Raw genomic sequence first — 24,100 nt, 5'->3', positions numbered from 1 at the left:
CCTTCTCAGACTGAAATGACATTTTGATTTTCCATACCGATTTTGATTTAGTGCCCTGTTTATTTTCTGGCGAGCAGCGTAAACTCCGCCTCTCTTCACTCCACTGATAGCTAAACATGCATAACACCCCCGTAGCCGCCACACCCAAGGCGTTTGATTTAACGTCTTCGGCGTTCCTGCTTGTCGCTTTTCTCACGGGCATCGCCGGGGCATTACAGACGCCCACGCTCAGCCTTTTTCTGACCGATGAGGTCCATGCACGTCCGGGAATGGTGGGTTTCTTTTTTACCGGTAGCGCCGTCATCGGCATTTTGGTAAGCCAGTTTCTGGCCGGACGCTCTGACAAAAAAGGCGATCGTAAAAACCTGATCGTTTTTTGCTGTGTGCTGGGTATGCTGGCCTGCGTGTTGTTTGCCTGGAACCGTAACTATTTTATTCTGCTGTTTATCGGGGTATTCCTCAGCAGCTTTGGATCGACTGCCAACCCGCAAATGTTTGCGCTTGCTCGTGAACACGCCGATCGCACAGGCCGGGAAGCCGTCATGTTCAGCTCGATTTTACGTGCTCAAGTTTCACTGGCCTGGGTGATCGGCCCACCATTGGCCTACGCGCTGGCCATGGGGTTCAGCTTTACGGTGATGTATCTCAGCGCCGCGGTGGCGTTTGTTGTCTGCGGCGTGATGGTCTGGTTTTTCTTACCGTCAATGAACAAAAGCGTACCTCTCGCAACAGGGGCGGTTGAAGCTCCACGCCGTAATCGTCGTGATACGCTGCTGCTTTTTGCTATCTGCACATTAATGTGGAGCACCAACAGCCTCTATATCATTAATATGCCGCTGTTTATCATCAACGAACTGCATCTGCCTGAAAAACTCGCCGGTATCATGATGGGCACCGCAGCAGGACTGGAAATCCCAACCATGCTGATTGCGGGATATTTTGCGAAACGTCTGGGCAAACGTCTGTTGATGAGAATCGCCGTCATCGCCGGGTTCTTTTTTTATGCAGGCATGCTGTTGGCACATTCACCGATTGTTTTGCTCGGCTTACAGTTGCTGAACGCGATTTACATCGGCATCCTCGGCGGGATTGGCATGCTCTATTTTCAGGATTTAATGCCGGGGCAGGCGGGATCAGCCACAACGTTGTACACCAATACCATCCGCGTCGGCTGGATTATTGCCGGCTCACTGGCGGGGATTGCCGCTGAAATCTGGAACTATCACGCGGTGTTCTGGTTTGCGCTGGTGATGATCGTCGCGACGGTTGTGTGCCTGGCGCGCATCAAGGACGTTTAAGGCGCGGTCAGCGCTTCAAGCTCGATGAGATAAATCATGGCCTGGTGCGTCGTCTGTCCGCACATTTCCGCACTGGGCTGTAAACCGCCGCACACTTTTGGTCGCAACGGAGACGCAAAAATTTTACAGCGCAGGGATTCATCCAGCTGAACGCATGGCGTATTAGCAGGTTTGCCATCAGGCATGCCAGGGATGGGACTGGAGATTGAAGGCGCGGTGCAGCATGCACCACAATCCGGACGGCATTCCATACAGTACTCTCTTTATCGTAAACCATCGGATTGTGCGGGAAGCGCACAGTACCACCTTTTTGGCACCAGCAAAAGCATGAATTCCGCTTGCCTGAATGCCCCGGCGCGAGTAGTTTTACGCGATATTTTAGACACTCCTCACTACAGGATTTTTTCGATGCCAAGAGCGAACGAAATTAAAAAAGGTATGGTACTGAACTACAACGGCAAGCTGCTGATTGTAAAAGATATCGATATTCAATCACCGTCCGCACGTGGTGCAGCTACGCTGTACAAAATGCGTTTTTCTGATGTGCGTACCGGTCTGAAAGTTGAAGAGCGCTTCAAAGGTGACGATATCGTGGATACCGTCACCCTAAGCCGCCGCGGGGTTGATTTCTCCTACGTTGATGGCAACGAATATGTCTTTATGGATAAAGAAGACTATACCCCGTATACCTTCACCAAAGACCAGATTGAAGAAGAGCTGCTGTTCATCCCGGAAGGCGGAATGCCAGACATGCAGGTACTGACCTGGGACGGCCAACTGCTGGCGCTTGAACTGCCACAGACCGTAGACCTGGAAATCGTTGAAACCTCACCGGGTATTAAAGGTGCTTCAGCGAGTGCACGTAACAAGCCAGCAACCCTGAGCACCGGTCTGGTGATCCAGGTTCCTGAGTATCTGAGTGCGGGTGAGAAAATCCGTATTCATATCGAAGAACGCCGCTATATGGGCCGTGCAGACTAATTTTCTGCCGCACATTGACGTATAAGGGACAGCGCAGGCTGTCCCTTTGTCATTTTCAGCGCTGACTGCTGAGGTAAAAATCATCCATCAACAATGATTCCAGATACTGCTCATCTTCCCGTATAAAACCCACAATGACGCTAACCGCCCGCGCATAAAATCCCTTCTCATCACGCTGCAGGCAGCTATCACGAAACAAGGGTGCCCAACACATAATATGATGATGTAAAAAGTAATATTGTGCAGATAGCGTTTCCTCTTTGGCTGCCATCCTCGCCATCAAAGCCAGCTGTATAGCGATATGATCGGAGGGCTCATTTTCCTGCGCAGCCAGCCCGTGTTCAACCAACAGTACATTCATTTGTCGACGTTCTTCGGCCGCTGTTGTGTGCGGATAATGTCCCGCATACGGGGAAACACCGCCAGGCGGCGCCAGCAGAAATAACGTTGCAAAATCTGCGGCCAGCTCCAGTTGTCGGCTTTCACGACGCAGAGCCTGCGTCAGGCTACGCTCCAGTTTTTTGACATCCAGCGAAAGCCCAGGGATACCCGCCAGCGACGCAAGCCACTGTCGGGTATCCTCGCTTTCAAGACGAGCGAGTTGTTTCTGGTCCAGCTCACGAAACAGCAATTGTGAAAACCACTGATAGACCGCGGCACGTTGCTGGAAAATAAGGCTATGCTGCATTGTCCCCCTCCTCTTTTACTATCTCCGGCCCACCAAATCCCGTGACCGGTGGAACATGTTGCTGATAGCGCTCGACATCCACCAGCACGGTATGCGCTGAAGGCCCTTGCGCCAGTTGAGACGTACCAATATCCGCGCTCAGGACATTAGGATCGCCATAGGTACATAGCGTCCCGGCTTTCCCACCTTCCTGTGGGGAATACCATGCCCCTTCATGAATGCGGATCACGCCAGGGGTAAAATCAGGGCTAATCACCACCCCCGCCAGCACCTGACCGCGCGCGTTAAAGACCCGCGCAATATCCCCGGCTTTTAACCCCCGCGCGGCAGCATCTTGCTCGCTGATGTAAAGCGGTTCTCTTCCCGCTACCGCATACGTGCTGCGAAACGCATCACTTGAGCACAACTGGGAGTGCAGGCGTTTATCCGGATGACAGGATTGCAGGTGCAGTGGATATTTATCTTTCCTACCCTGATGGCTACGTTCAAACGGCTCCATCCACACCGGATGTCCAGGGCAATCGTCATACTGAAAACCGGCAATCGTTTTGCTGTAAATTTCAATCAGACCTGATGGTGTGCCCAGGGGATTAAGATCGGGCTGATCGCGAAATTCGCCATGACGCACCCACGGTTGTCCCGCGGGATATTCAACATACCCTTCACCTTTCCAGAACGTGTCAAAGTCTGGCAACGTAACACCGAGCGAGGCCCCCATTTTGACCCCTTCGTCATAAAGCGCTTGTACCCACTGCATTTCATCGCGGTTTTCCCGGTATACCGACTCCTTGTCAAAACGTTTACAGAGTCCGGCAAACACGTCGAAATCATGCCGCGCTTCATATTGCGGTTTGACGACCTGATGCAGCGCCATCAGTCCCTTATTCGAATGGGTGCCAAACTGCTCAATATCGTTACGTTCAAAGCGTGTGGTAACAGGCAGGACGATATCGGCAAAACGACAGGATGCGGTCCATTGGTGATCTAACACCACCACGGTCTCCAGTTTCTTCCACGCCTCGATCATCCGGTTGCGATCCTGCTGGGCGTGGAACGGGTTAGCCGCACTGAAGATCGCCATTTTGATGTCAGGGTAGATTAACGTTTCACCGTTAAACGCAATCTTTTTGCCCGGCTCCAGCAGGCAATCAACAATACGTGAGGTAGGAATATGCTCGGATACGCCGTGAAAATCTGGTTTATACTTCGCCTCTGGCGGATTGTTAATGCTCCCCAGACCAGAAAGTACCGGCCCGGCTGACGTCACCGTCCCTCCGCCGTTGTAGTGCCAGCCGAACCCCACACCGCCGCCCGGTAAACCAATTTGACCAACCATACTGGCCAGCACCACCAGCATCCAGGGATACTGTTCACCGTGGTGCATACGCTGTACGCACCAGCCGCCCATAAACTGCGTCCGACCTTTCACCAGCAGCCGGGCAAAGTCACGGATCTGATCCGCCGTCAGCCCACAGATGTCAGCAGCCCACTCGGCACTTTTCGGTTGTTTGTCTGTTTCTCCCATCAGGTAGGGTAAAAACTGCTCGAAGCCGACGGTGTAGTCGTTAATGAATGCCGTGTCGTACAGTTTTTCTGCATACAGGGTATGTGCGAGCGCCAGCAGTAACGCAACATCGGTCTGTGGTCGTAACGCCAGCTGTTCACACCCCAGAAAATTTTGCGATTTGCTGCGCACCGGATCAACGCTGATGACGCGCATTTTGCCCTGGGCGACGGCCTCTTTGATCTGCTGCCAGTAGCCAAACGCATCGTGATCGGGAACCAAAAATTCAATCTGCAAGTTCTTAATGGGATCACAGCCCCACAGTACGATGGTATTACTGTTCTCGATAACCAGCGGCAGCGAGGTTTGCTGTTCATAGACTTCAAGCGAACCAATAACATGCGGCAAAATCACCTGGGCTGCAGCCGCTGAATAGTCGCCTACGGTCGTCACATAGCTACCATGCAGGCCGAGCCCTCTGTCCATTGCACCGCCAGCCTTGTGGTATTTGCCCACCATTTGCCAATCTGCCAGCCCGGTAAAGACGCCGGATGAACCGTAGGTTTTTTGCACCCGCTCAAGCTCTTCATAAAACAGGTCCAGCGCCTGATCCCAGCTAACCCGCACAAAACGATTATCTCCCCGCTGGCTACGATCCGACTTCTCACGCTTGCGTAACCAGTCCAGTCGAACCATCGGATAGCGAACCCGTGAAGGGTTGTAGACGATTTCACGTACCGCATTGAGCATATCGCACGGGTGTTTGTCATGTTTGAACGGACGCGTTTCCGTCCACTCGCCGTTAACCACTTTGGCTTCAAAAGCACCATAATGTGAGCCGGACTGGATCCATTGTTCGGGGTTTTCCCCCGCCGCCCATACTTTTGATATCAGCGGATTAGGCGCCAGCGCACTGGCTGCGCCAACCGCCAGCATTCCGGTCAGAAAACGACGACGGGACGGATTAAAATCATGAATATCCATATCTTATCCTTATTATTTGTTGGGTTCAGACACATCGCTGGCGTGGGTCTGGAGGTATTTCAACAACGTACGTTCTTCCACCGGATTGAGTCGATAATACGTCGACATCGCTTTCAGTCCGGCAATCCAGCCATTGGCGGTGTATCGGGTAGCCGGCGGCGTGCTGTGACAGGCGCTACACGTCGATTGCAGCATCTGATCTGAGTACTCCCACACCGGAGTAATGCTATCGATGAGTCCCTGCGCGGAGGTCCATGCGGTCACGCTCACCTGCTGCCATTCCTGATGCGAACCTGGGTCAGTCTGGGTTTGCAGGACTTTGACGTTTTCCAGCAGTGAAGCATCCAGAACCGCGGAGAATACGCGTTTACCCATATACTGGGTGATGACCCGCCCACGCCCTTTGCTTTCACGCCAGCCTGTCACTTCCAACTGGACGTTGCTTCCCTCTTTTTGCAGCACCTTGACCTGGGTCGCCGGAAATAACAGCGCTTTCCCTGCTGGTGCCCCTGCCGTGGCTGTCAGTGTTTTTTCGCTTAACGAAAACAGCGTCGTCGCAGTTGACAGTTTTTCTCCCTGCTGTTGTAGCTGCTTGTAGCGATCGCGAAAACCACTGCTCATGTCCGGTTTGTGGTGCGCGATCCCTTTGTGGCAATCAATGCAGTTGCTGTCCTTCGCCGCTGCCGCCGTCATCTGCGCCGCGGCATTGGCGGATTGTTTTCCATGATCCATTGCTTCATAGCTGTGACACGATTTACAGGCTACCGAGTTGTTGGCGCTCATCCGCGCCCACTCTCGCTGGGCGAGCTCAGCCCGTTTAGCATTGAATTTTTCCGGGGTATCGATAGAGGGTGAGATAAAGGTGTGATAGAGATCGTTTAGGGCTTCGGTTTTACGCATCAACGTCGGGACGACTCCCGGGGGAATGTGGCAATCCTTACACTCCGCTCGCACGCCAGAGGCATTACGAAAATGCACGCTGGTTTTATACTCCTCTCCAGGTGTGCGCATCGAGTGGCACGATAAACAAAACTCCGTAGTGCTGGTGTAATGGACTCCTTGCCATGTTCCCCAAATAACAATGGCCATTACGACAGCGCCACCTAACGCACACCAAAGCGCGTTCTTTTTTATCCACGACATACCTGCCTCCATTTTTTTAATAGCGTCACGCTAAGGGATATTAAAAAGCAAAAATAGAGACAGCGATTTCAGATTATAGGAACAGCCTTAACTCTATGAGGCGTGTCAAAATAGCAATATTCTGAAACGTGTAATATGCCGCTATTGTTTAAACAAGGAATTTCCTCATGCTGGCACTGTTTCTCAATAGGGAAAGTCGCACCCCGCTACAATTACAGATCTTTCAATTCTACTTTCAGGCAATTCAGCAAGGCGATTTGCTTTGTGGGGATAAACTACCCTCTATCCGCGAACAGGCACAGACGCTAAACGTGGCCAAAATCACGGTGGTGATGGCGTATGAAAAACTGATGGCGGCCGGTTTTATTAAGAGCAGGCAGGGTATCGGCTATGAAGTCACATTTACGGCACCTATGCGTAGTCCCCCAGCACACGTGCCATCTGCGGAAGGCTCACCACCGATAAAGCCTAAGCCTGCCGGTGTTTCTACCGATGTTTACGCTGAAATGGGACGTGAGTGCTATTGCCGGATGGGCGTCCCTGACCCCAATGCGTTTCCCTGGTCAAGCTGGCGTAAATGGAATAATGCCCCCAGCGTACTTAAAGAGCAGCTACTGACTCGATATCATTCACCAAATGGATTATTTTCATTGCGTGAGCAAATTGTCAGGTACCTTAATTTATCCCGTAGTATTAATACCAGTGCACAAAACATCATCATTACTGATGGAATTCAGGAAGGGTTGTCACTGCTCAGTCAAATATTCATTATTCATCATGCACTAAGCCAGAATAAAAAGTGTCACGTGGTCGCCGAATCACCTTGTTATTCTGGCGCATGGCATCTGTTTAATTATTATGGTGCCGATATTACGTCTATTGCCGTGGATAATCACGGGCTGTGCACCGATAATTTACCCGAGTTTGAAACCCAGCTTTGTTATGTGACACCTGCTCACCAGTATCCAATGGGCAGTGTTCTGTCACTTGAACGACGTAAGTCATTACTCACGTGGGCACAGCGAGTGGGCGCCTGGATTATTGAAGACGATTACGATGCCGTATTTACGTATGGCGAGAATCCCCTTCCGGCACTGAAAGCCATGGATTACCACAACCGGGTTATCTACATGGGGACCTTCTCAAAAACGCTGGGACCGGGGGCACGTCTCGGTTACCTCGTTTGCCCCGATGAGCTGCTGCCCGCCGTTCAAAATATGAAAGCGCTGAACAACAATGGTAGCCAGTGGTTATTGCAGCAGTTTTTAGCCGAGTTAATGCAAAACCAGGTGTTTTATACCCATCTCGGTAAGCTAGCCTGCAACTATGCAGCACGCCTCGCATTACTGCGTGATGGCTTATCAGCCCTGTTCCCTGAAGGAAAGATCGATGGTGCCACGGCAGGGTTACATCTCTCATTACGCATTGACTGGTCGCCTGACGTCATCGCAAAACTACGCCAGCGCTGCCTGCAGGCAGGGGTGCGCTTTGATACATTACAGGAAATTGAAAACGGCTCAGAAACAGCGTGGCGGCAAAAAAATTCCGATGCTGTGATGTTCTTTGGTTTTGGCGGACTGCAGGTGCCGCACCTCAGAAAGGTATTAAACGTACTGGAGCAGGAGAGGTGTGCGTTATTACAGCAATAACAACGCACCTGAGTATTGCCGGGGGCGGGACAAGCGCCATCCGGCAATTTATCGCCTGGTGTTGGGCGAATTACAGCAGATCGCGGAACTGCGTTTTTTTCAGCGCCAGCTCCACGCCGCGAACTTCTGCCAGTCCTTTCAGGCGACCAATCGCGGAATAGCCCGGATTCGTTTTCTTATGCAGATCGTCAAGCATCTGATGCCCATGATCCGGGCGCATTGGGATCGGACGCAAATCACCCGCTTTCTTACGGCGTTGCTCTTCGCTCAAAATAGCTGCCACCACCGATACCATATCCACATCGCCCTGCAAGTGTGCGCCTTCGTGGAAGGTTTTCGGGTTTTCTTCACGGCAGGTTGAACGCAAGTGTGTGAAGTGAATACGATCGCCAAAGGTCTCAATCATTTTTACCAGATCGTTATCGGCGCGCACGCCGTACGAACCGGTACACATGGTGAAACCGTTATTGATACTGTCTACCGTTTCTTTCAGCCATTGCATATCTTCAATGGTCGACACGATACGTGGCAGACCGAGGATTGGCCTTGGCGGATCGTCAGGATGCACTGCCAGACGTACACCAACTTCCTCAGCAACAGGCACAATCGCCCGCAGGAAGACAGCCATGTTATTGCGCAAATCATCTTTGCTGATCCCATCATATTCCGCCAGGCGCGCGCGGAATTGATCCAGCGTATAACCTTCTTCGGCACCAGGCAGGCCAGCAATAATGTTGCGGGTCAGCTTTTCAATTTCTGCATCGCTCATGGCATTGAAGTAGTCCAGCGCCTGGCGTTGTTCTTCGTCGGTATAATCCGCTTCAGCTCCCGGGCGTTGCAGAATGTGCAATTCAAAAGCCGCAAAGGCAATCTGGTCAAAACGCAGCGCTTTGGACCCGTCCGGTAGCTGATATTCAAGGTCAGTACGCGTCCAGTCCAGGATCGGCATGAAGTTGTAGCACACGGTATCGATGCCGCAGGTCGCCAGGTTACGAATACTTTGCTGATAGTTGGCAATCCACGTTTGATATTGACCTGAACGCGTTTTGATATCTTCGTGAACAGGGATACTTTCCACCACCGACCAGGTCAGCCCTTTTTCGGCCAGGGTAGCCTGGCGCTTTTGAATTTCTTCTACGGGCCACACTTCACCGTTGGGAATGTGGTGCAAGGCGGTCACAACACCCGTTGCGCCAGCCTGACGCACATCGTCAAGCGATACTGGATCGTTTGGTCCGTACCAACGCCAGGTTTGTTCCATTACTTCACCTCACAAGTTGTTATACCAAATTAAACGACTTTTATGACGACTACCATACAGGCATCCGGTATACGATCAACACACCGCCCATCATTGATTGATCCAGCTCACATTACCCGGATAAATGAGGCACACCAATTCAATTTGTTGTCATATAACTTTATACTGCCATTGTTAATTAATGGTTAATCAGGTGTATTTAATGAAGACTATTGCCTCAGCGTCTCTTGCGGAAAATGTCGTGATGCCTCAGTACGATCGCCAACAGCTAAAAACGCGGATCGTACATTTTGGTTTCGGTGCATTTCATCGCGCCCATCAGGCGTTATTGACTGACCGGGTGCTGAATGCGCAGGGTGGAGACTGGGGGATTTGTGAGATCAGCCTGTTCAGCGGCGACCGGCTGATGAGCCAGCTACGCGAGCAGGATCATTTATTTACCGTGCTGGAAAAAGGTGCGGCCGGCAACCAGCCGATTATCGTCGGGGCCGTCAACGAGTGCCTGAATGCAAAGCTGGATTCACTGGCGGCTATTATCGAAAAATTTTGCGAGCCTCAGGTCGCGATTGTTTCGTTAACCATTACGGAAAAAGGCTACTGTATTGATCCTGCCACGGGGTCACTCGATATCGCTAACCCGCGTATTATTCACGATCTGCAAGTACCGACTGAACCGCACTCCGCGCCCGGAATTATTGTTGAAGCACTGCACCGCCGACGTCAACGTGGGCTGCAACCGTTTACCGTCCTCTCCTGCGATAACATCCCGGACAACGGTCATGTGGTAAAAAACGCTGTACTGGGAATGGCGGAGAAACGCTCACCTGAACTGGCTAACTGGATTCGGGAGCACGTCAGTTTCCCGGGAACCATGGTAGACCGGATTGTCCCGGCAGCGACGGAAGAATCACTGGATGAAATCGCCCGCGAATTAGGCGTGGCAGACCCTTGCGCAATCAGCTGCGAGCCGTTTATTCAGTGGGTTATTGAAGACCATTTTGTCAGCGGCCGTCCGCAATGGGAAACGGCAGGTGTCCAGATGGTCGAAAACGTCTTGCCGTGGGAACAAATGAAACTGCGGATGCTGAACGGCAGTCATTCGTTTCTCGCTTATCTCGGCTATCTGGCGGGATTCCAGCATATCAGCGACTGTATGCAGGACAGCGCATTTCGTGAAGCCGCTTACCGGCTGATGCTCAGCGAACAGGCCCCCACGCTGCAAATTACCGATGTAGATTTGGACCAGTATGCCGACAGCCTGCTGGAACGCTTTGCCAATCCGGCGCTGAAACATAAAACCTGGCAAATCGCGATGGATGGCAGCCAAAAATTACCGCAACGTATGCTGGACGGGATCCGCGTTCATTTAGCACGTCAAAGCGAGTGGCCGCTGCTGGCACTCGGCATTGCGGGCTGGATGCGCTACGTAAGCGGGATTGATGATTCAGGTGAAATTATCGATATTCGTGACCCGATGAGTGACAAAATCCGCACTATCGTCGAACAGAGTACGGAATCAGAACGCGTCAGCGCGTTGCTTTCACTGCACGAAATCTTCGCCGCTGATCTCGCACAGAACCCACAATTCATCGATACCGTGGAACGAGCCTGGCAACGTATCGCCCAATACGGTGCACATCAGGCGGTCATCGAGACGTTAAAAAGTTAACGATTTCTGCCATTAAACAGGACGAAGTTCGTCTTCGTCCTCTCTGCGCTTCTCTTTTCCCCCGTTTTTCGCCAGGATTGTTAAAAGCCATTACGGTAATTTATGAATCTGGAGTAAGCGTGACTAAAACCAATCTCATCACGGGTTTTCTCGGCAGTGGCAAAACCACATCTATTCTTCATCTATTGGCCAACAAAGATCCCGCAGAGAAGTGGGCCGTTTTGGTCAATGAGTTTGGCGAAGTGGGTATCGACGGCGCACTGCTCGCCGACAGCGGCGCAATGCTCAAAGAGATCCCCGGCGGCTGTATGTGCTGCGTTAATGGTTTGCCCATGCAGGTTGGCCTCAATACGCTGTTACGTCAGGGAAAACCGGATCGGCTGCTGATTGAGCCCACCGGCCTCGGGCATCCCAAACAGATTCTGGATTTACTCACCGCGCCGGTTTACGAACCGTGGATCGACTTGCGCGCAACTCTCTGTATCCTTGATCCGCGCCTGTTGCTGGATGAAAAAAGCGTCGCGAATGAGAATTTCCGCGATCAGTTAGCCTCTGCCGATATCATCGTTGCCAATAAATCCGATCGTGCCACGACAGAAAGCGAAACTGCTCTGCAAACCTGGTGGCAGCACTACGGCGGTAACCGCCAGTTAGTTTATGCCGATCATGGACAGATCGACGGACAATTACTGGATTTGCCCCGACTGAATCTGACGGAACTTCCCTCCAGTGCGGCACATACTCACCAGCATGCTGATAAAAAAGGGCTGGCAGCACTAAGCCTGCCTGCCCAGCAACGCTGGCGCCGCAGTCTGAACAGCGGTCAGGGGCATCAGGCCTGCGGCTGGATTTTTGACGCTGACACGGTGTTCGATACCATTGGCCTGCTGGAATGGTCACGTCTCGCCCCTGTCGGCCGCGTGAAGGGAGTGATGCGCATTAAAGAGGGGCTGGTGCGTATCAATCGTCAGGGTGAGGACTGGCATATTGAGACCCAAAACGTCGCCCCTCCAGATAGCCGCATTGAACTCATCTCCGATACCGAGACCGACTGGAATGCATTACAGAGTGCATTGTTGAGGCTTCGTTTAGACGCTGGCGCGTAAGGTTGCCTCCGTTTTATGGCAATGGTAAACGACGATGAAAACCCGATACCCACTAATACTCCTGCTTAATATTGCTGGTCTGGCGCTGTTTTTGTCCTGGTACCTTCCACATGGGCATGGGCTCTGGTTTTCTCTCGATTCGGGCATCTTCCACTTCTTCAATCATAAGCTGGTTGAGAGCCCGCTCTTCCTGTGGATTGTCGCGGTCACCAATAACCGGGCATTTGACGGCTGCTCATTATTGGCGATGGGCACATTAATGCTGAGTTTTTGGTTAAAAGAAACGCAGGAAGGTCGTCGTCGTATTGTGGCAATTGGGCTGGTGATGCTGCTAACAGCGGTGATATTAAACCAACTGGGCCAGGCGCTTATTCCGGTTAAGCGCGCCAGCCCCACCCTCACGTTCGATAATATTAATCGCGTCAGCGAGCTGCTGCATATTTCAACAAAAGATGCGTCCAGAGACAGTTTTCCTGGCGATCACGGTATGATGCTGCTTATTTTTTCCGCATTTATGCTACGTTATTTCGGAAAAGTCGCAGGAATAATCGGCCTTATTATCACTGTGGTTTTTGCCTTTCCACGCGTAATGATCGGCGCACATTGGCTTACAGATATCGTGGTAGGTTCTATGACCGTCGTATTGATTGGCTTGCCCTGGTGGTTAATGACGCCATTAAGCGACCGTCTGGTTACGCTGTTTATTCATTATCTTCCCGGCAAAAACAAACAATTTTTAAACAAATAACGCAAAGTAATTAACATCATCAGGAATGCTTCTGATTTCCTGATGATATCTGCCAGGAAATTATCCTTCTGACTGTCATTCTCCTGTCATATTATTCCTGTTTAAAATGAATGAATTGCGTGTTTTTCACTCTATTTGTTCTTAATTTAGCCAATGCAGTCTATTCACTTTCTGTATCACTTTTTCTTATAAGAAATCACATAAAATCACTCGCAATGACCGGAGCGATCGGGTAACCTCAGACTCGTTTTGCCTCGCGGGATAATTATTCACTATAAGAATAAATTTGTGCGTTCTGCCACAGATTTGACCTTAAAGAATTGTCTCATCATGCGTTGGTAATTAGTCTCGTCACGTTTGGCATTTTTTATAACGATATTTATCGTTAAGGACTTCAAGGGAAAACAAACAAAATGGTCAAATCTCAACCGATTTTGAGATATATCTTGCGGGGCATACCCGCGATAGCAGTTGCGGTTCTGCTTTCTGCATGTAGCACAACGAACACCGCCAGGAATATGCATTCTGAGACGCATGCTGTGGGCAATGGAGATAACTCTTCACTGCAAGCCTCTCAGGATGAATTTGAAAATATGGTACGTAATATCGATGTTAAATCACGTATTATGGACCAATATGCTGACTGGAAAGGCGTGCGTTACCGCCTTGGCGGCAGCACTAAAAAAGGTATTGATTGTTCAAGCTTCGTACAGCGTACGTTTCGTGAGCAATTTGGTTTAGAGCTTCCGCGCTCAACCTACGAGCAACAGGAAACGGGAAAATCCGTTTCGCGCACTAATCTGCGCACAGGCGATCTGGTTCTGTTCCGTGCGGGTTCCACCGGCCGTCACGTCGGTATCTATATCGGCAATAACCAGTTTGTACATGCCTCGACCAGCAGTGGCGTTATCATTTCCAGCATGAACGAGCCTTACTGGAAAAAACGTTACAACGAAGCTCGCCGGGTCCTGAGCCGCAGTTAATTTCGTTTGGCAGCTATCCCTTGGCTATCCTGATGAGACTTATCAAAAGCACTGCTTCGGCAGTGCTTTTTGCGTTGCGCTATGTTTAAGAAAAATCTCACTATACGAATCAATCCAGGTTATAGTTTTACAAATCAAGCCGTTTAATAATAAGCAGATACCCCAGGTAAACATAAGGAACTATGTTCAGACGTCCTTCATCTTCCAGTCGAAATGTCCTTTTTACCTGTATTTTTACGGGGGTAGTCGTCGCGGTACTTGTCAGCACCCTGCAGTTTTTTGCCACCTGGCACAAACGAGATGTAAAGTACGAAACGCTTCTTTCCGATATCGACTATTACATCAGCAGTTACCTCTCAGACCTCAAAAGCACAACAGATGCCCTGCAGCCGCTGGTCTCATACAATTGCCAACAAGTTGCCGCCAGGCTAACCGCCAGCGCAGCGTTTAACCTCAATGTACGCGCTTTTTTATTGGTAAAAGATGGTATTGCTTTCTGCTCATCCGCAACTGGCGCGATGGACTCGCCTATTCTGTCGCTGGTTCCGAAGCTGGATCTCAAGCAAGATGTCGATGTGGAATTATTGTCCGGTACCCCGATGATGCCGGACAATCCGGCAATCATGATTTGGCAGCGGAATCCTTCATTTAAGAATAGCGGCGTGTTTTCCTCACTGAATATCAATCTGGCGCCTTACCTTCTCTATACCGCCCGAGAAGATGATTTTGACGGTATTGCAATTATTGTTGGTGATACCGCTATCACGACATTTTCATCCCAACTGATGGACGTTTCCGCGCTTCCGGATACCACCTGGCGCCAGACGACGCTGAAAGGGATCCCGATGAAGATCCGGCTATACGCGCAAGAGTGGACGTACACTGACGTCTGGTATGCCGTCATGTTGGGATGTATGGCCGGGATCATGACCGGGTTGCTTTTGTGGTACTACAACTACGCCGTTCGTTTACGCCCGGGAAAGGATATTCTCAACGCTATCAAGCACGATCAGTTTTATGTGGTCTACCAACCAGTCGTTGAAATGCAGACGCTGGAAGTAAAAGGGGTAGAAGTATTGTTACGCTGGCGCCACCCGACAACAGGTGAGATCCCGCCAGATGCGTTTATTCACTACGCTGAATCACAGCAAATGATCGTGCCGCTGACGCAGCATCTGTTCAAACTGGTGGCCCGTGATGCCCCCGCATTAAAAAAAGTGTTACCGCAAGGCGCAAAGCTCGGGCTCAACATCGCCCCAACGCACCTGCATGGTGAAAGCTTTAAAGACGATATTCAACACCTGAACGCTTCCCTGCCGCCACACCATTTCCAGGTTGTACTCGAAATCACCGAACGCGATATGCTCAATCAGCATGAAGCCTCAAAGTTATTTGAATGGCTACACGCTGCCGGATTCGAAATTGCCATTGATGATTTTGGTACCGGCCATAGCGCACTCATTTATCTGGAACGCTTTACCGTTGACTATCTGAAAATCGACCGAGGATTTATCAACGCCATTGGGACAGAAACGCTAACGTCTCCGGTACTGGATGCGGTGTTGACACTGTCTAAGCGTCTTAATATGCTGACGGTTGCTGAAGGGGTAGAAACGCCTGAGCAAGCCCGATGGCTGCGCGATCGCGGGGTTCATTTCTTCCAGGGATACTGGATCAGCCGCCCATTAATGCTTGATGATTTTGTACGTTGGATGGCGCAATCCGATAAGCCAACGTGGTGATCGCACCAGGCGATTCATATATTTTCACTCGCCACCCCAACCGCTATTTCTCAGGCAAGAAGCCTGTCGGGTTGTGGCAGGACAAGGAAACCTCTGTGATATGATTCCTCGTGTACTGCTTCTGTTTATCGCCCTTATCGGGTTTAACGTTCATGCCCAATCCATCAAAGAAAGCTACGCCTTTGCCGTGTTGGGCGAACCCAAGTACGCGTTTAATTTTAATCACTTTGATTATGTTAACCCCGCGGCCCCTAAAGGCGGGCAGCTCACCCTCTCCGCCCTGGGTACCTTCGACAACTTCAACCGCTATTCGATGCGCGGCAACCCTGGCGCACGCACTGAAACGCTCTACGATACGCTGTTTACCACCTCGGATGACGAACCCGGCAGCTACTACCCGCTCATCGCTGACAGAGCGCGTTATGCCGATGATTATTCGTGGGTAGAAATCGCGATTAATCCGCGGGCCCGTTTTCATGATGGTTCACCCATTACCGCACGCGATGTTGAATTCACCTTCCATAAATTTATGACCGAAGGCGTACCGCAGTTTCGTTTGGTCTACAAAGGAACGACGGTAAAGGCAATTGCCCCGTTAACAGTGCGAATTGAACTCGCCAAACCGGGTAAAGAGGACATGCTCAGCCTGTTTTCATTACCGGTGATGCCAGAGAAGTACTGGAAAGATCATAAGCTCAGCGATCCCTTATCATCACCTCCGCTCGCCAGCGGCCCTTATCGCATCAGTCAATGGAAAATGGGCCAGTACATTGTTTATTCGCGCGTCAAAGATTATTGGGCTGCTGACTTGCCCGTCAATCGCGGACGCTGGAACTTTGATACCCTCCGCTACGATTACTACTTAGATGATAACGTCGCTTTTGAAGCATTTAAGGCTGGAGCGTTCGACCTGCGACTGGAAAACGATGCAAAAAATTGGGCAACCCGTTATACCGGCAAGAATTTCGCCAATCATTACATTGTCAAAGACGAACAAAAGAATGAGTCCGCGCAGGACACACGATGGTTAGCCTTTAATATTCAACGTCCAATGTTTAGTGACCGACGTGTACGGGAAGCGATTACGCTGGCCTTTGATTTCGAATGGATGAATAAGGCCCTGTTTTATAATGCCTGGAGTCGAACAAACAGCTATTTCCAGAACACCGAGTATGCAGCCAGAGGTTATCCCGATGCGGATGAACTGGTGATCCTCGCGCCATTGAAAAAAGAGCTGCCACCGGAAGTCTTCAGTCAAATCTATCAACCACCGATGTCGAAAGGCGATGGCTACGATCGTGAAAACCTGTTGAAAGCCGATACGTTACTCCAACAGGCGGGATGGATACTGAAAGGGCAACAACGGATAAATAGCACCAGCGGTAAACCGCTGACCTTCGAGTTATTACTCCCGGCAGGTAGCAACAGCCAGTGGGTGCTGCCGTTCCAGCACAACCTGCAACGCTTAGGCATTACGATGAATATCCGCCAGGTCGATAACTCGCAAATCACTAACCGTTTGCGCAGTCGCGACTATGACATGATGCCAAGGTTGTATCGCGCAATGCCGTGGCCAAGCTCAGACCTGCAAATTCTCTGGGCCTCTGAATATATAGACTCCAGCTATAACGCACCCGGAGTGCAAAGCCCGTTCATTGATAAACTGATTAGCCAGATCATTGCCGCACAAGGGAATAAAGCCAAACTGATCCCGTTGGGGCGGGCACTGGACCGGGTATTAACCTGGAACTACTACATGTTGCCGATGTGGTACATGGCTGAAGATCGTATCGCCTGGTGGGATAAGTTTTCGCATCCGGCGATCCGCCCGATTTATACCATTGGCATCGACAACTGGTGGTATGACGTCAACAAAGCGGCGAAGCTTCCCGCAGCCAGACGACAGGGAGAGTAAATGGGCGCTTATTTGATTCGACGTCTGCTGCTGGTGATCCCAACGCTTTGGGCCATCATTACTATCAACTTTTTTATCGTACAGATAGCACCTGGCGGTCCTGTTGAGCAGGCCGTCGCCGCCATTGAGTTCGGACAAAGCGGCGCGTTGCCCGGTGCGGGCAGCGAAGGTGTTCGCGCCAGCCACGCGCAAACCGGCGTAGGGAATATCAGCGACAGTAACTACCGTGGCGGTCGGGGTCTGGATCCGGAAGTCATCGCGGAAATTACCCGTCGTTACGGATTCGATAAACCCATTCATGAACGCTATTTCAAGATGCTCTGGGACTATATCCGTTTTGATTTTGGCGATAGTCTGTTTCGCAGTGCCTCTGTTCTTACGCTAATCAAAGACAGCCTCCCGGTGTCCGTTACCCTGGGGCTGTGGAGTACGCTCATCATCTATCTGGTGTCGATACCGCTTGGGATCCGCAAAGCGGTTCACAACGGCAGTCGTTTTGACGTCTGGAGCAGCGCATTTATTATTATTGGCTATGCCATTCCGGCCTTTCTGTTTGCCATTTTGCTGATCGTTTTTTTTGCCGGGGGCAGCTATTACGACCTGTTCCCGCTACGTGGGCTCGTGTCCGCTAACTTTGATGCCCTGCCCTGGTATCAAAAAATTACCGATTATCTGTGGCACATTACCCTGCCAGTGCTGGCAACCGTCGTAGGTGGGTTCGCCGCGCTGACCATGCTGACCAAAAACTCATTTCTGGATGAGGTTCGTAAGCAGTATGTCGTTACTGCGCGCGCCAAAGGCGTTAGTGAGAAAAATATTCTATGGAAGCATGTGTTCCGCAATGCCATGTTGCTGGTAATCGCAGGATTTCCCGCCACATTTATTAGTATGTTTTTCACCGGCTCACTGCTGATTGAAGTGATGTTTTCGCTTAATGGTCTGGGATTACTGGGGTATGAATCTACCGTATCGCGCGACTACCCGGTGATGTTCGGCACACTCTACATCTTCACCCTGATTGGCCTGTTGCTCAATATCCTCAGTGATATCAGCTATACGTTGGTCGATCCTCGTATTGATTTTGAGGGACGCTAATGTCGCGATTAAGCCCCGTCAATCAGGCCCGCTGGGCGCGTTTTCGTCATAACCGCCGCGGCTACTGGTCATTATGGATTTTTTTGGTGTTGTTTGGCCTGAGCATGTGTTCCGAGCTGATCGCTAATGATAAGCCGCTGTTGGTACGCTATGACGGCAGCTGGTATTTCCCTCTGGTTAAAAACTACAGTGAGAGCGATTTCGGCGGCCCGTTAGCAACAAAGGCTGATTATCAGGATCCGTGGCTGCAACACCGTCTGGAGAGACAGGGTTGGATACTATGGGCCCCCATCCGGTTCGGTGCTACCAGCATCAACTTTGCCACCGATAAGCCCTTCCCCTCTCCACCCTCTGCGCAAAACTGGCTGGGTACTGACGCAAATGGTGGTGACGTGCTGGCGCGTATCCTTTACGGCACCCGCATCTCAATTCTGTTTGGCTTGATGCTGACCCTGTGTTCCAGCGTCATGGGGGTGATGGCTGGCGCGCTACAGGGCTATTATGGCGGTAAGGTAGACCTGTGGGGACAACGGTTCATCGAAGTGTGGTCCGGTATGCCAACGCTGTTTCTGATTATTTTGCTATCCAGCGTCGTTCAGCCTAACTTCTGGTGGCTATTAGCGATCACCGTGCTGTTTGGCTGGATGAGCCTGGTGGGCGTGGTACGCGCGGAATTTCTGCGCACCCGAAACTTTGATTATATTCGTGCCGCTCAGGCGCTCGGGGTTAGTGATCGCAGTATTATTTTGCGTCATATGTTACCCAATGCGATGGTTGCCGCCCTGACCTTTTTACCGTTTATTTTATGTGCCTCAATCACCACACTCACCTCGCTGGATTTTCTCGGGTTCGGATTACCGCTTGGCTCGCCATCACTGGGAGAATTGCTGTTGCAGGGTAAAAACAACCTGCAGGCGCCGTGGCTTGGCATCACCGCGTTCATCTCCGTTGCCCTCTTATTATCGCTACTGATTTTTATTGGTGAAGCGGTACGCGACGCATTTGATCCCAATAAGGCGATTTAAGATGACACAACCTCTGTTAGCTATTGACAATTTATCGGTAGGTTTTCGCCAACAGAACACCGTGCGCACCGTGGTCAACAGTCTGTCACTGCGCGTTGATGCCGGACAAACGCTGGCGCTGGTGGGCGAGTCCGGCTCAGGTAAAAGCGTCACCGCGCTTTCGGTGTTGCGTCTGTTGCCCACGCCGCCTGCGGTGTACCTCTCCGGTGATATACGCTTTCACGGCGCATCACTACTTCACGCTAACGAGCAGACGCTTCGCGGTGTGCGGGGAAATAAAATCGCCATGATTTTCCAGGAACCAATGGTGTCGCTAAATCCACTCCACAACCTGGAAAAGCAGCTTTATGAAGTGCTGTCGCTGCATCGGGGAATGCGTCGGGAAGCCGCACGGGCAGAAATTCTGACCTGTCTGGATCGTGTAGGCATTCGCCATGCAGCGAAACGCCTTACAGATTATCCGCACCAGCTTTCCGGCGGTGAGCGCCAGCGCGTAATGATTGCTATGGCGCTGTTAACCCGCCCGGAGCTGCTAATTGCTGATGAACCAACCACCGCGCTGGATGTCTCTGTGCAGGCGCAAATTTTGCAACTGCTGCGGGAGTTGCAGCGTGAGCTGAACATGGGATTGCTGTTCATCACTCATAATCTCAGCATCGTGAGAAAGCTAGCCGATTCCATTGCCGTCATGCAGAACGGTCAATGCGTTGAACAAAACCGTGCCGAGCCACTGCTTGCCGCGCCAACCCATTCCTACACACAGAAACTGTTAAATAGCGAACCCTCCGGCGATCCAGTCCCTTTAGCCGCCGGACAACCGCCATTGCTGGAAGTGAATGGGCTCAGGGTCGCCTTTCCCGTACGCAAGGGTATCCTCAAGCGCGTGGTGGATCATAACGTCGTGGTTAACAACGTCAGTTTTACCCTCAGACCCGGTGAAACACTGGGACTGGTGGGTGAATCAGGCTCCGGGAAAAGTACCACTGGTCTGGCGCTACTGCGATTAATCACATCGCAAGGCAGTATTGTGTTCGATGGTCTGGCGCTGCATACCTTAAATCGCCGCCAACTGTTGCCAGTACGTCACCGCATTCAGGTGGTCTTTCAGGACCCCAACTCTTCACTGAATCCGCGTTTGAGCGTATTACAAATTATTGAAGAGGGATTGCGCGTTCACCAGCCAACGCTTTCCGCTGAACAGCGTGAAGCGCAGGTAAAAGCAGTGATGGCTGAAGTCGGACTCGATAGCGAAACCCGCCATCGTTATCCTGCAGAGTTTTCTGGCGGTCAACGCCAGCGCATAGCCATTGCCAGGGCATTGATTCTCAAACCCTCGCTGATCATTCTGGATGAGCCAACATCCTCGCTCGACAGAACCGTACAGGCGCAAATCCTCACGCTGTTAAAGTCCTTACAGGAAAAGCATCGTCTGGCTTATATTTTTATCAGCCATGATTTGCATGTTGTACGTGCGTTATGCCATCAGGTAATTGTGTTGCGGCAGGGAGAAGTCGTGGAACAGGGGCAATGCGAGCACGTATTTAACGCGCCACAACAGGCCTATACGCGTCAGCTGCTCGCGCTAAGCTGACGCTCAAAACGGATTGTTGTTTGAAAACGGTTCTGCGATGGCCACGCCGAAATTTTTCAGTCTGCAGGTCGCGGCAAACTCATCCTGGCGATTCACAAACAGGCACGGTTCCCCTTCACATTCCAGCACGGAACAAGGTACCTCAATGTCGCTGAGAGCCTGGCTAAGTTTATGCATGACTGACCATGCGCTGTCACCATCAGGACTAAGCAATTTGAGGGCCACCAGGCTGTTCTCATTGTTCTGACCGTTGTGCGGAATCGGTTCAACCTTTGAACCTGCGAAACCCACCGACCAACGATAGCACTGCGGCAGACGATGAACGATTGAGAGTTGTAATGTCATCACTTTCTTTCCCTGGAAGTACAATCACTTCACAATTATTTTACATCAATATTAACACATCATTGACAATACGTCTTTAGACAGTTGGTAAACGTTTACACCCAGTCTTTATGCCGCTTTCCGAACCCACTATTTAAATTTATTCAACGGTTCAGGCATGTTTCCGCGCTATATGTACTCGTTTCTGCGATCTAACTCAACCTTTTTAACTACAATGATGTGACTTTTTACATAAATTGATTTTACATAAAATAAACATAAGCGGGGAAAATGATAGATTTGCGGTTGATGTACATCAACTCTGGAGGCCTTATGACCCCCAGGTTGTGTAATAGATCACCGTTTTTTGGCGCGACTGGCGTAGAGATAGAAGAGAATTGAGCTGGTGGCGCAAAACGCTATCGACCATATCATTGGCCAGGCCGAGTTAAAGGTTGCCAGAGATAACAGCGCGCCAACAATCGCGCCGATGCCAAAACGAAACGTCCCCGCCAACGATGAGGCCGTCCCGGCCATGTGTGGAAACTCATCCAGAATGACCGCCATCGCATTTGATGACACCATCGACACACAACCTACAAACGCCGCAACACCGACAACCAGTGCCCAGAATCCAACGCCGAACAGCGCGCTGAATACCATCCAGCCCGCCATCACAAACTGGATCCACAGCCCGGTACGGAACATATTTAGTGCACCAACCCGCCGAACAAAGCGGCTGTTGATGATGGTCATCACGAACAGGAACACAATATTCAGCGCGAAGTAATAGCCGAAATTCTGCGGTGAAACGTGGTTGATCTCAATGTAGACAAAAGGTCCGGCGCTCAGGAAAGAAAACATCCCGGCAAAGCTAAACCCACTGGCCAGCATGTAACTCAGGACGCGCTTGTGGCGAAACAGCGAGGCAAAGTTGCCCAGAGTCGTGCGCAAGCGAAACGGCTGGCGACGCTCTACGGGCAAGGTCTCTTTGATCAGCGTAAAGATCATCACCGAGGCCAGAATCGCCGCCACAGCGAGGATCCAGAAGATATAGTGCCAACTCAGCCATACCAGCACCCAACCGCCCACAATAGGTGCCATCAGTGGCGCAATCGTCGTCACCAGCATGACAAATGACATCATGCGCGAGAATTCTTCTTTCGGATAGATGTCGCGCATCAGGGCATTGATGACCACGCTTGCCGCCGCAGCCGCCAGACCATGGAAGAAACGCATAGTGATCAACTGATCGATAGTTTGCGCCAACGCACAGGCGACCGCTGCTGCCGCAAACACCAGAGTCCCGCCCAGTATCACCGGTTTACGCCCGATGCTGTCGGCCATCGGACCATAGATCAACTGCCCAACCGCGAACCCCAGAATATAGGTACTGAGGGTCATTTGCGCGCTGCCTGCCGGCACGCCAAATTGAGCAGAGATCACCGGCAGTGCCGGAAGATACATATCAATCGACAACGGCATCAACATGGCCAATAAGCCAAGGATAAAAACAATGGCAATTGAAGAGTTCTGCCGGGTGGTCACATTTAGCTCCTGAAATTAACGCGGGGTTAAGTTAACGCTGGCGATTTCTTCTTCGGTCAATGGACGGTATTCTCCGGGCGCCAGATCCTCATCAAGCTTGATGGCACCGATGCGTTCACGATGCAGTTCCACAACGTGGTTACCCACGGCGGCAAACATACGTTTAACCTGATGATAGCGCCCTTCACTGATGGTCAAACGTACCTGAGTCGGCGTAATCACTTCCAGCACGGCGGGTTTGGTCAGGTCTTTCTCATTGTGCAACTGTACGCCACGGGCAAACTGTTCGGCGGTATCATCTGGCACTGGCGACTCCAGCGTCACCAGATAGGTTTTCTCACAATGGTGGCGTGGCGAAGTGATGCGATGAGACCACTGTCCGTCGTCGGTCATTAACACCAGTCCGGTGGTATCGATATCCAGACGCCCTGCCGCATGCAGTTTGTAGGCCACTGGTTCATCAAGGAAATAGAGCACAGTCGGGTGATCCGGGTCATCCGTTGAGCAAACATAACCCTGGGGCTTATTCAGCATAAAATAGCGCGGGCCATTTTGTTGAACCAGGGAATTACCGTCATATTCTACGTCGTGCTCTGGCAGTAGCTTAAAAGCGCTATTTCTGACGATTTCGCCGTCGACGGTAACACGGTTACCACGGATCTCACGCCCGGCAATAGCGCGGCTGACGCCGAGTTGCTGAGCGATAAATTTATCAAGTCGCATGAGTGTGATTTTGCCTGTAACAATACGGAAATCGGGCGTTATGCCCGAAAAGTGGAGCCGTTTTCCGCTCAGTATAACGAGCTAACAACTTCCCTCAAGGGAAAAAGATTCGTGGCATACTAT

General features: G+C 51.1%; 20 protein-coding genes. 12 read left to right on the top strand and 8 right to left on the bottom strand.

Annotation, left to right across the window (positions count from 1 at the left end; all coding sequences use genetic code 11):
• Positions 1 to 116: 116 nt before the first annotated feature.
• Positions 117 to 1,298, top strand: a complete 1,182-nt coding sequence (gene setB / locus SK32_RS01990) for a sugar efflux transporter SetB (protein WP_048211152.1) — start codon at positions 117 to 119, stop codon at positions 1,296 to 1,298.
• Here the strand turns inward: setB and SK32_RS01985 are convergent.
• Positions 1,295 to 1,549 (bottom strand): YkgJ family cysteine cluster protein, encoded by a 255-nt coding sequence (locus SK32_RS01985; protein WP_040230605.1) that lies wholly within the window; start codon positions 1,547 to 1,549, stop codon positions 1,295 to 1,297. The genes setB and SK32_RS01985 overlap by 4 nt on opposite strands.
• A 157-nt stretch (positions 1,550 to 1,706) precedes the next feature.
• Between SK32_RS01985 and yeiP the strand changes: the two genes are divergently transcribed.
• On the top strand, positions 1,707 to 2,279 hold the full coding sequence (gene yeiP / locus SK32_RS01980; RefSeq protein ID WP_005129255.1) for an elongation factor P-like protein YeiP: 573 nt from the start codon (positions 1,707 to 1,709) through the stop codon (positions 2,277 to 2,279).
• A gap of 55 nt (positions 2,280 to 2,334) precedes the next feature.
• On the opposite strand, the gene torD is transcribed toward yeiP, so the two are convergent.
• Genes torD through torC form a run of 3 tightly spaced genes read right to left on the bottom strand, consistent with a single transcriptional unit; the run spans position 2,335 to position 6,598 of the window.
• Positions 2,335 to 2,967: a molecular chaperone TorD gene (torD, locus tag SK32_RS01975; RefSeq protein ID WP_048211151.1), complete on the bottom strand. Its 633-nt coding sequence runs from the start codon at positions 2,965 to 2,967 to the stop codon at positions 2,335 to 2,337.
• Positions 2,957 to 5,455, bottom strand: coding sequence for a trimethylamine-N-oxide reductase TorA (torA, locus tag SK32_RS01970; RefSeq protein WP_048211150.1), 2,499 nt, complete (start codon positions 5,453 to 5,455; stop codon positions 2,957 to 2,959). Before torA ends, torD begins: the two co-directional genes overlap by 11 nt.
• A 12-nt stretch (positions 5,456 to 5,467) precedes the next feature.
• Positions 5,468 to 6,598 carry a pentaheme c-type cytochrome TorC gene (gene torC, locus SK32_RS01965; protein ID WP_048211149.1) on the bottom strand — a complete coding sequence of 377 codons (1,131 nt, stop codon included), beginning with the start codon at positions 6,596 to 6,598 and terminating at the stop codon, positions 5,468 to 5,470.
• Between the two features lie 167 nt (positions 6,599 to 6,765).
• Between torC and pdxR the strand changes: the two genes are divergently transcribed.
• Positions 6,766 to 8,247 (top strand): MocR-like pyridoxine biosynthesis transcription factor PdxR, encoded by a 1,482-nt coding sequence (gene pdxR / locus SK32_RS01960; RefSeq protein WP_048211148.1) that lies wholly within the window; start codon positions 6,766 to 6,768, stop codon positions 8,245 to 8,247.
• A 70-nt stretch (positions 8,248 to 8,317) separates the two neighbouring features.
• On the opposite strand, the gene uxuA is transcribed toward pdxR, so the two are convergent.
• Positions 8,318 to 9,508: a mannonate dehydratase gene (uxuA, locus tag SK32_RS01955; protein ID WP_048211147.1), complete on the bottom strand. Its 1,191-nt coding sequence runs from the start codon at positions 9,506 to 9,508 to the stop codon at positions 8,318 to 8,320.
• 202 nt (positions 9,509 to 9,710) lie between these two features.
• On the opposite strand from uxuA, the gene SK32_RS01950 reads away from it, so the two are divergent.
• From SK32_RS01950 to yejF, 9 genes are all read left to right on the top strand, one after another.
• On the top strand, positions 9,711 to 11,177 hold the full coding sequence (locus tag SK32_RS01950; RefSeq protein WP_048211146.1) for a mannitol dehydrogenase family protein: 1,467 nt from the start codon (positions 9,711 to 9,713) through the stop codon (positions 11,175 to 11,177).
• Between the two features lie 119 nt (positions 11,178 to 11,296).
• Entirely contained in the window at positions 11,297 to 12,283 is a 987-nt protein-coding gene (locus SK32_RS01945; RefSeq protein WP_048211145.1) for a CobW family GTP-binding protein, read from the top strand.
• A 34-nt stretch (positions 12,284 to 12,317) separates the two neighbouring features.
• Positions 12,318 to 13,031, top strand: coding sequence for a phosphatase PAP2 family protein (locus SK32_RS01940; protein WP_048211144.1), 714 nt, complete (start codon positions 12,318 to 12,320; stop codon positions 13,029 to 13,031).
• Positions 13,032 to 13,444: 413 nt separating this feature from the next.
• Entirely contained in the window at positions 13,445 to 14,014 is a 570-nt protein-coding gene (gene mepS, locus SK32_RS01935; protein ID WP_003027474.1) for a bifunctional murein DD-endopeptidase/murein LD-carboxypeptidase, read from the top strand.
• 182 nt (positions 14,015 to 14,196) lie between these two features.
• Positions 14,197 to 15,756, top strand: coding sequence for a cyclic di-GMP phosphodiesterase (locus SK32_RS01930; RefSeq protein WP_048211143.1), 1,560 nt, complete (start codon positions 14,197 to 14,199; stop codon positions 15,754 to 15,756).
• A 100-nt stretch (positions 15,757 to 15,856) separates the two neighbouring features.
• On the top strand, positions 15,857 to 17,671 hold the full coding sequence (locus SK32_RS01925; RefSeq protein ID WP_048211142.1) for an extracellular solute-binding protein: 1,815 nt from the start codon (positions 15,857 to 15,859) through the stop codon (positions 17,669 to 17,671).
• Positions 17,672 to 18,766 (top strand): microcin C ABC transporter permease YejB, encoded by a 1,095-nt coding sequence (locus tag SK32_RS01920; protein ID WP_040230596.1) that lies wholly within the window; start codon positions 17,672 to 17,674, stop codon positions 18,764 to 18,766.
• A complete protein-coding gene (locus SK32_RS01915; protein WP_048211141.1) occupies positions 18,766 to 19,791 on the top strand; it encodes an ABC transporter permease in 1,026 nt (341 codons plus the stop codon). Before SK32_RS01920 ends, SK32_RS01915 begins: the two co-directional genes overlap by 1 nt.
• 1 nt (position 19,792) lies before the next feature.
• Positions 19,793 to 21,382, top strand: coding sequence for a microcin C ABC transporter ATP-binding protein YejF (gene yejF / locus SK32_RS01910; RefSeq protein WP_048211140.1), 1,590 nt, complete (start codon positions 19,793 to 19,795; stop codon positions 21,380 to 21,382).
• A 3-nt stretch (positions 21,383 to 21,385) separates the two neighbouring features.
• Here the strand turns inward: yejF and SK32_RS01905 are convergent, their stop codons facing one another.
• From SK32_RS01905 to rsuA, 3 genes are all read right to left on the bottom strand, one after another.
• Positions 21,386 to 21,730: a YejG family protein gene (locus SK32_RS01905; RefSeq protein ID WP_086523392.1), complete on the bottom strand. Its 345-nt coding sequence runs from the start codon at positions 21,728 to 21,730 to the stop codon at positions 21,386 to 21,388.
• Between the two features lie 333 nt (positions 21,731 to 22,063).
• On the bottom strand, positions 22,064 to 23,254 hold the full coding sequence (locus SK32_RS01900; RefSeq protein ID WP_048211138.1) for a Bcr/CflA family multidrug efflux MFS transporter: 1,191 nt from the start codon (positions 23,252 to 23,254) through the stop codon (positions 22,064 to 22,066).
• A gap of 15 nt (positions 23,255 to 23,269) precedes the next feature.
• Complete coding sequence (gene rsuA, locus SK32_RS01895; protein WP_048211137.1) at positions 23,270 to 23,977, bottom strand: 16S rRNA pseudouridine(516) synthase RsuA; 708 nt, start codon at positions 23,975 to 23,977, stop codon at positions 23,270 to 23,272.
• Positions 23,978 to 24,100: the final 123 nt, after the last annotated feature.

It is taken from the genome of Citrobacter sp. MGH100, from assembly GCF_001034465.1.
Lineage (GTDB): Bacteria > Pseudomonadota > Gammaproteobacteria > Enterobacterales > Enterobacteriaceae > Citrobacter > Citrobacter youngae.
The sequence above is the reverse complement of the archived record's forward strand: the minus strand, read 5'-3'. Positions and strand labels throughout refer to the sequence as shown.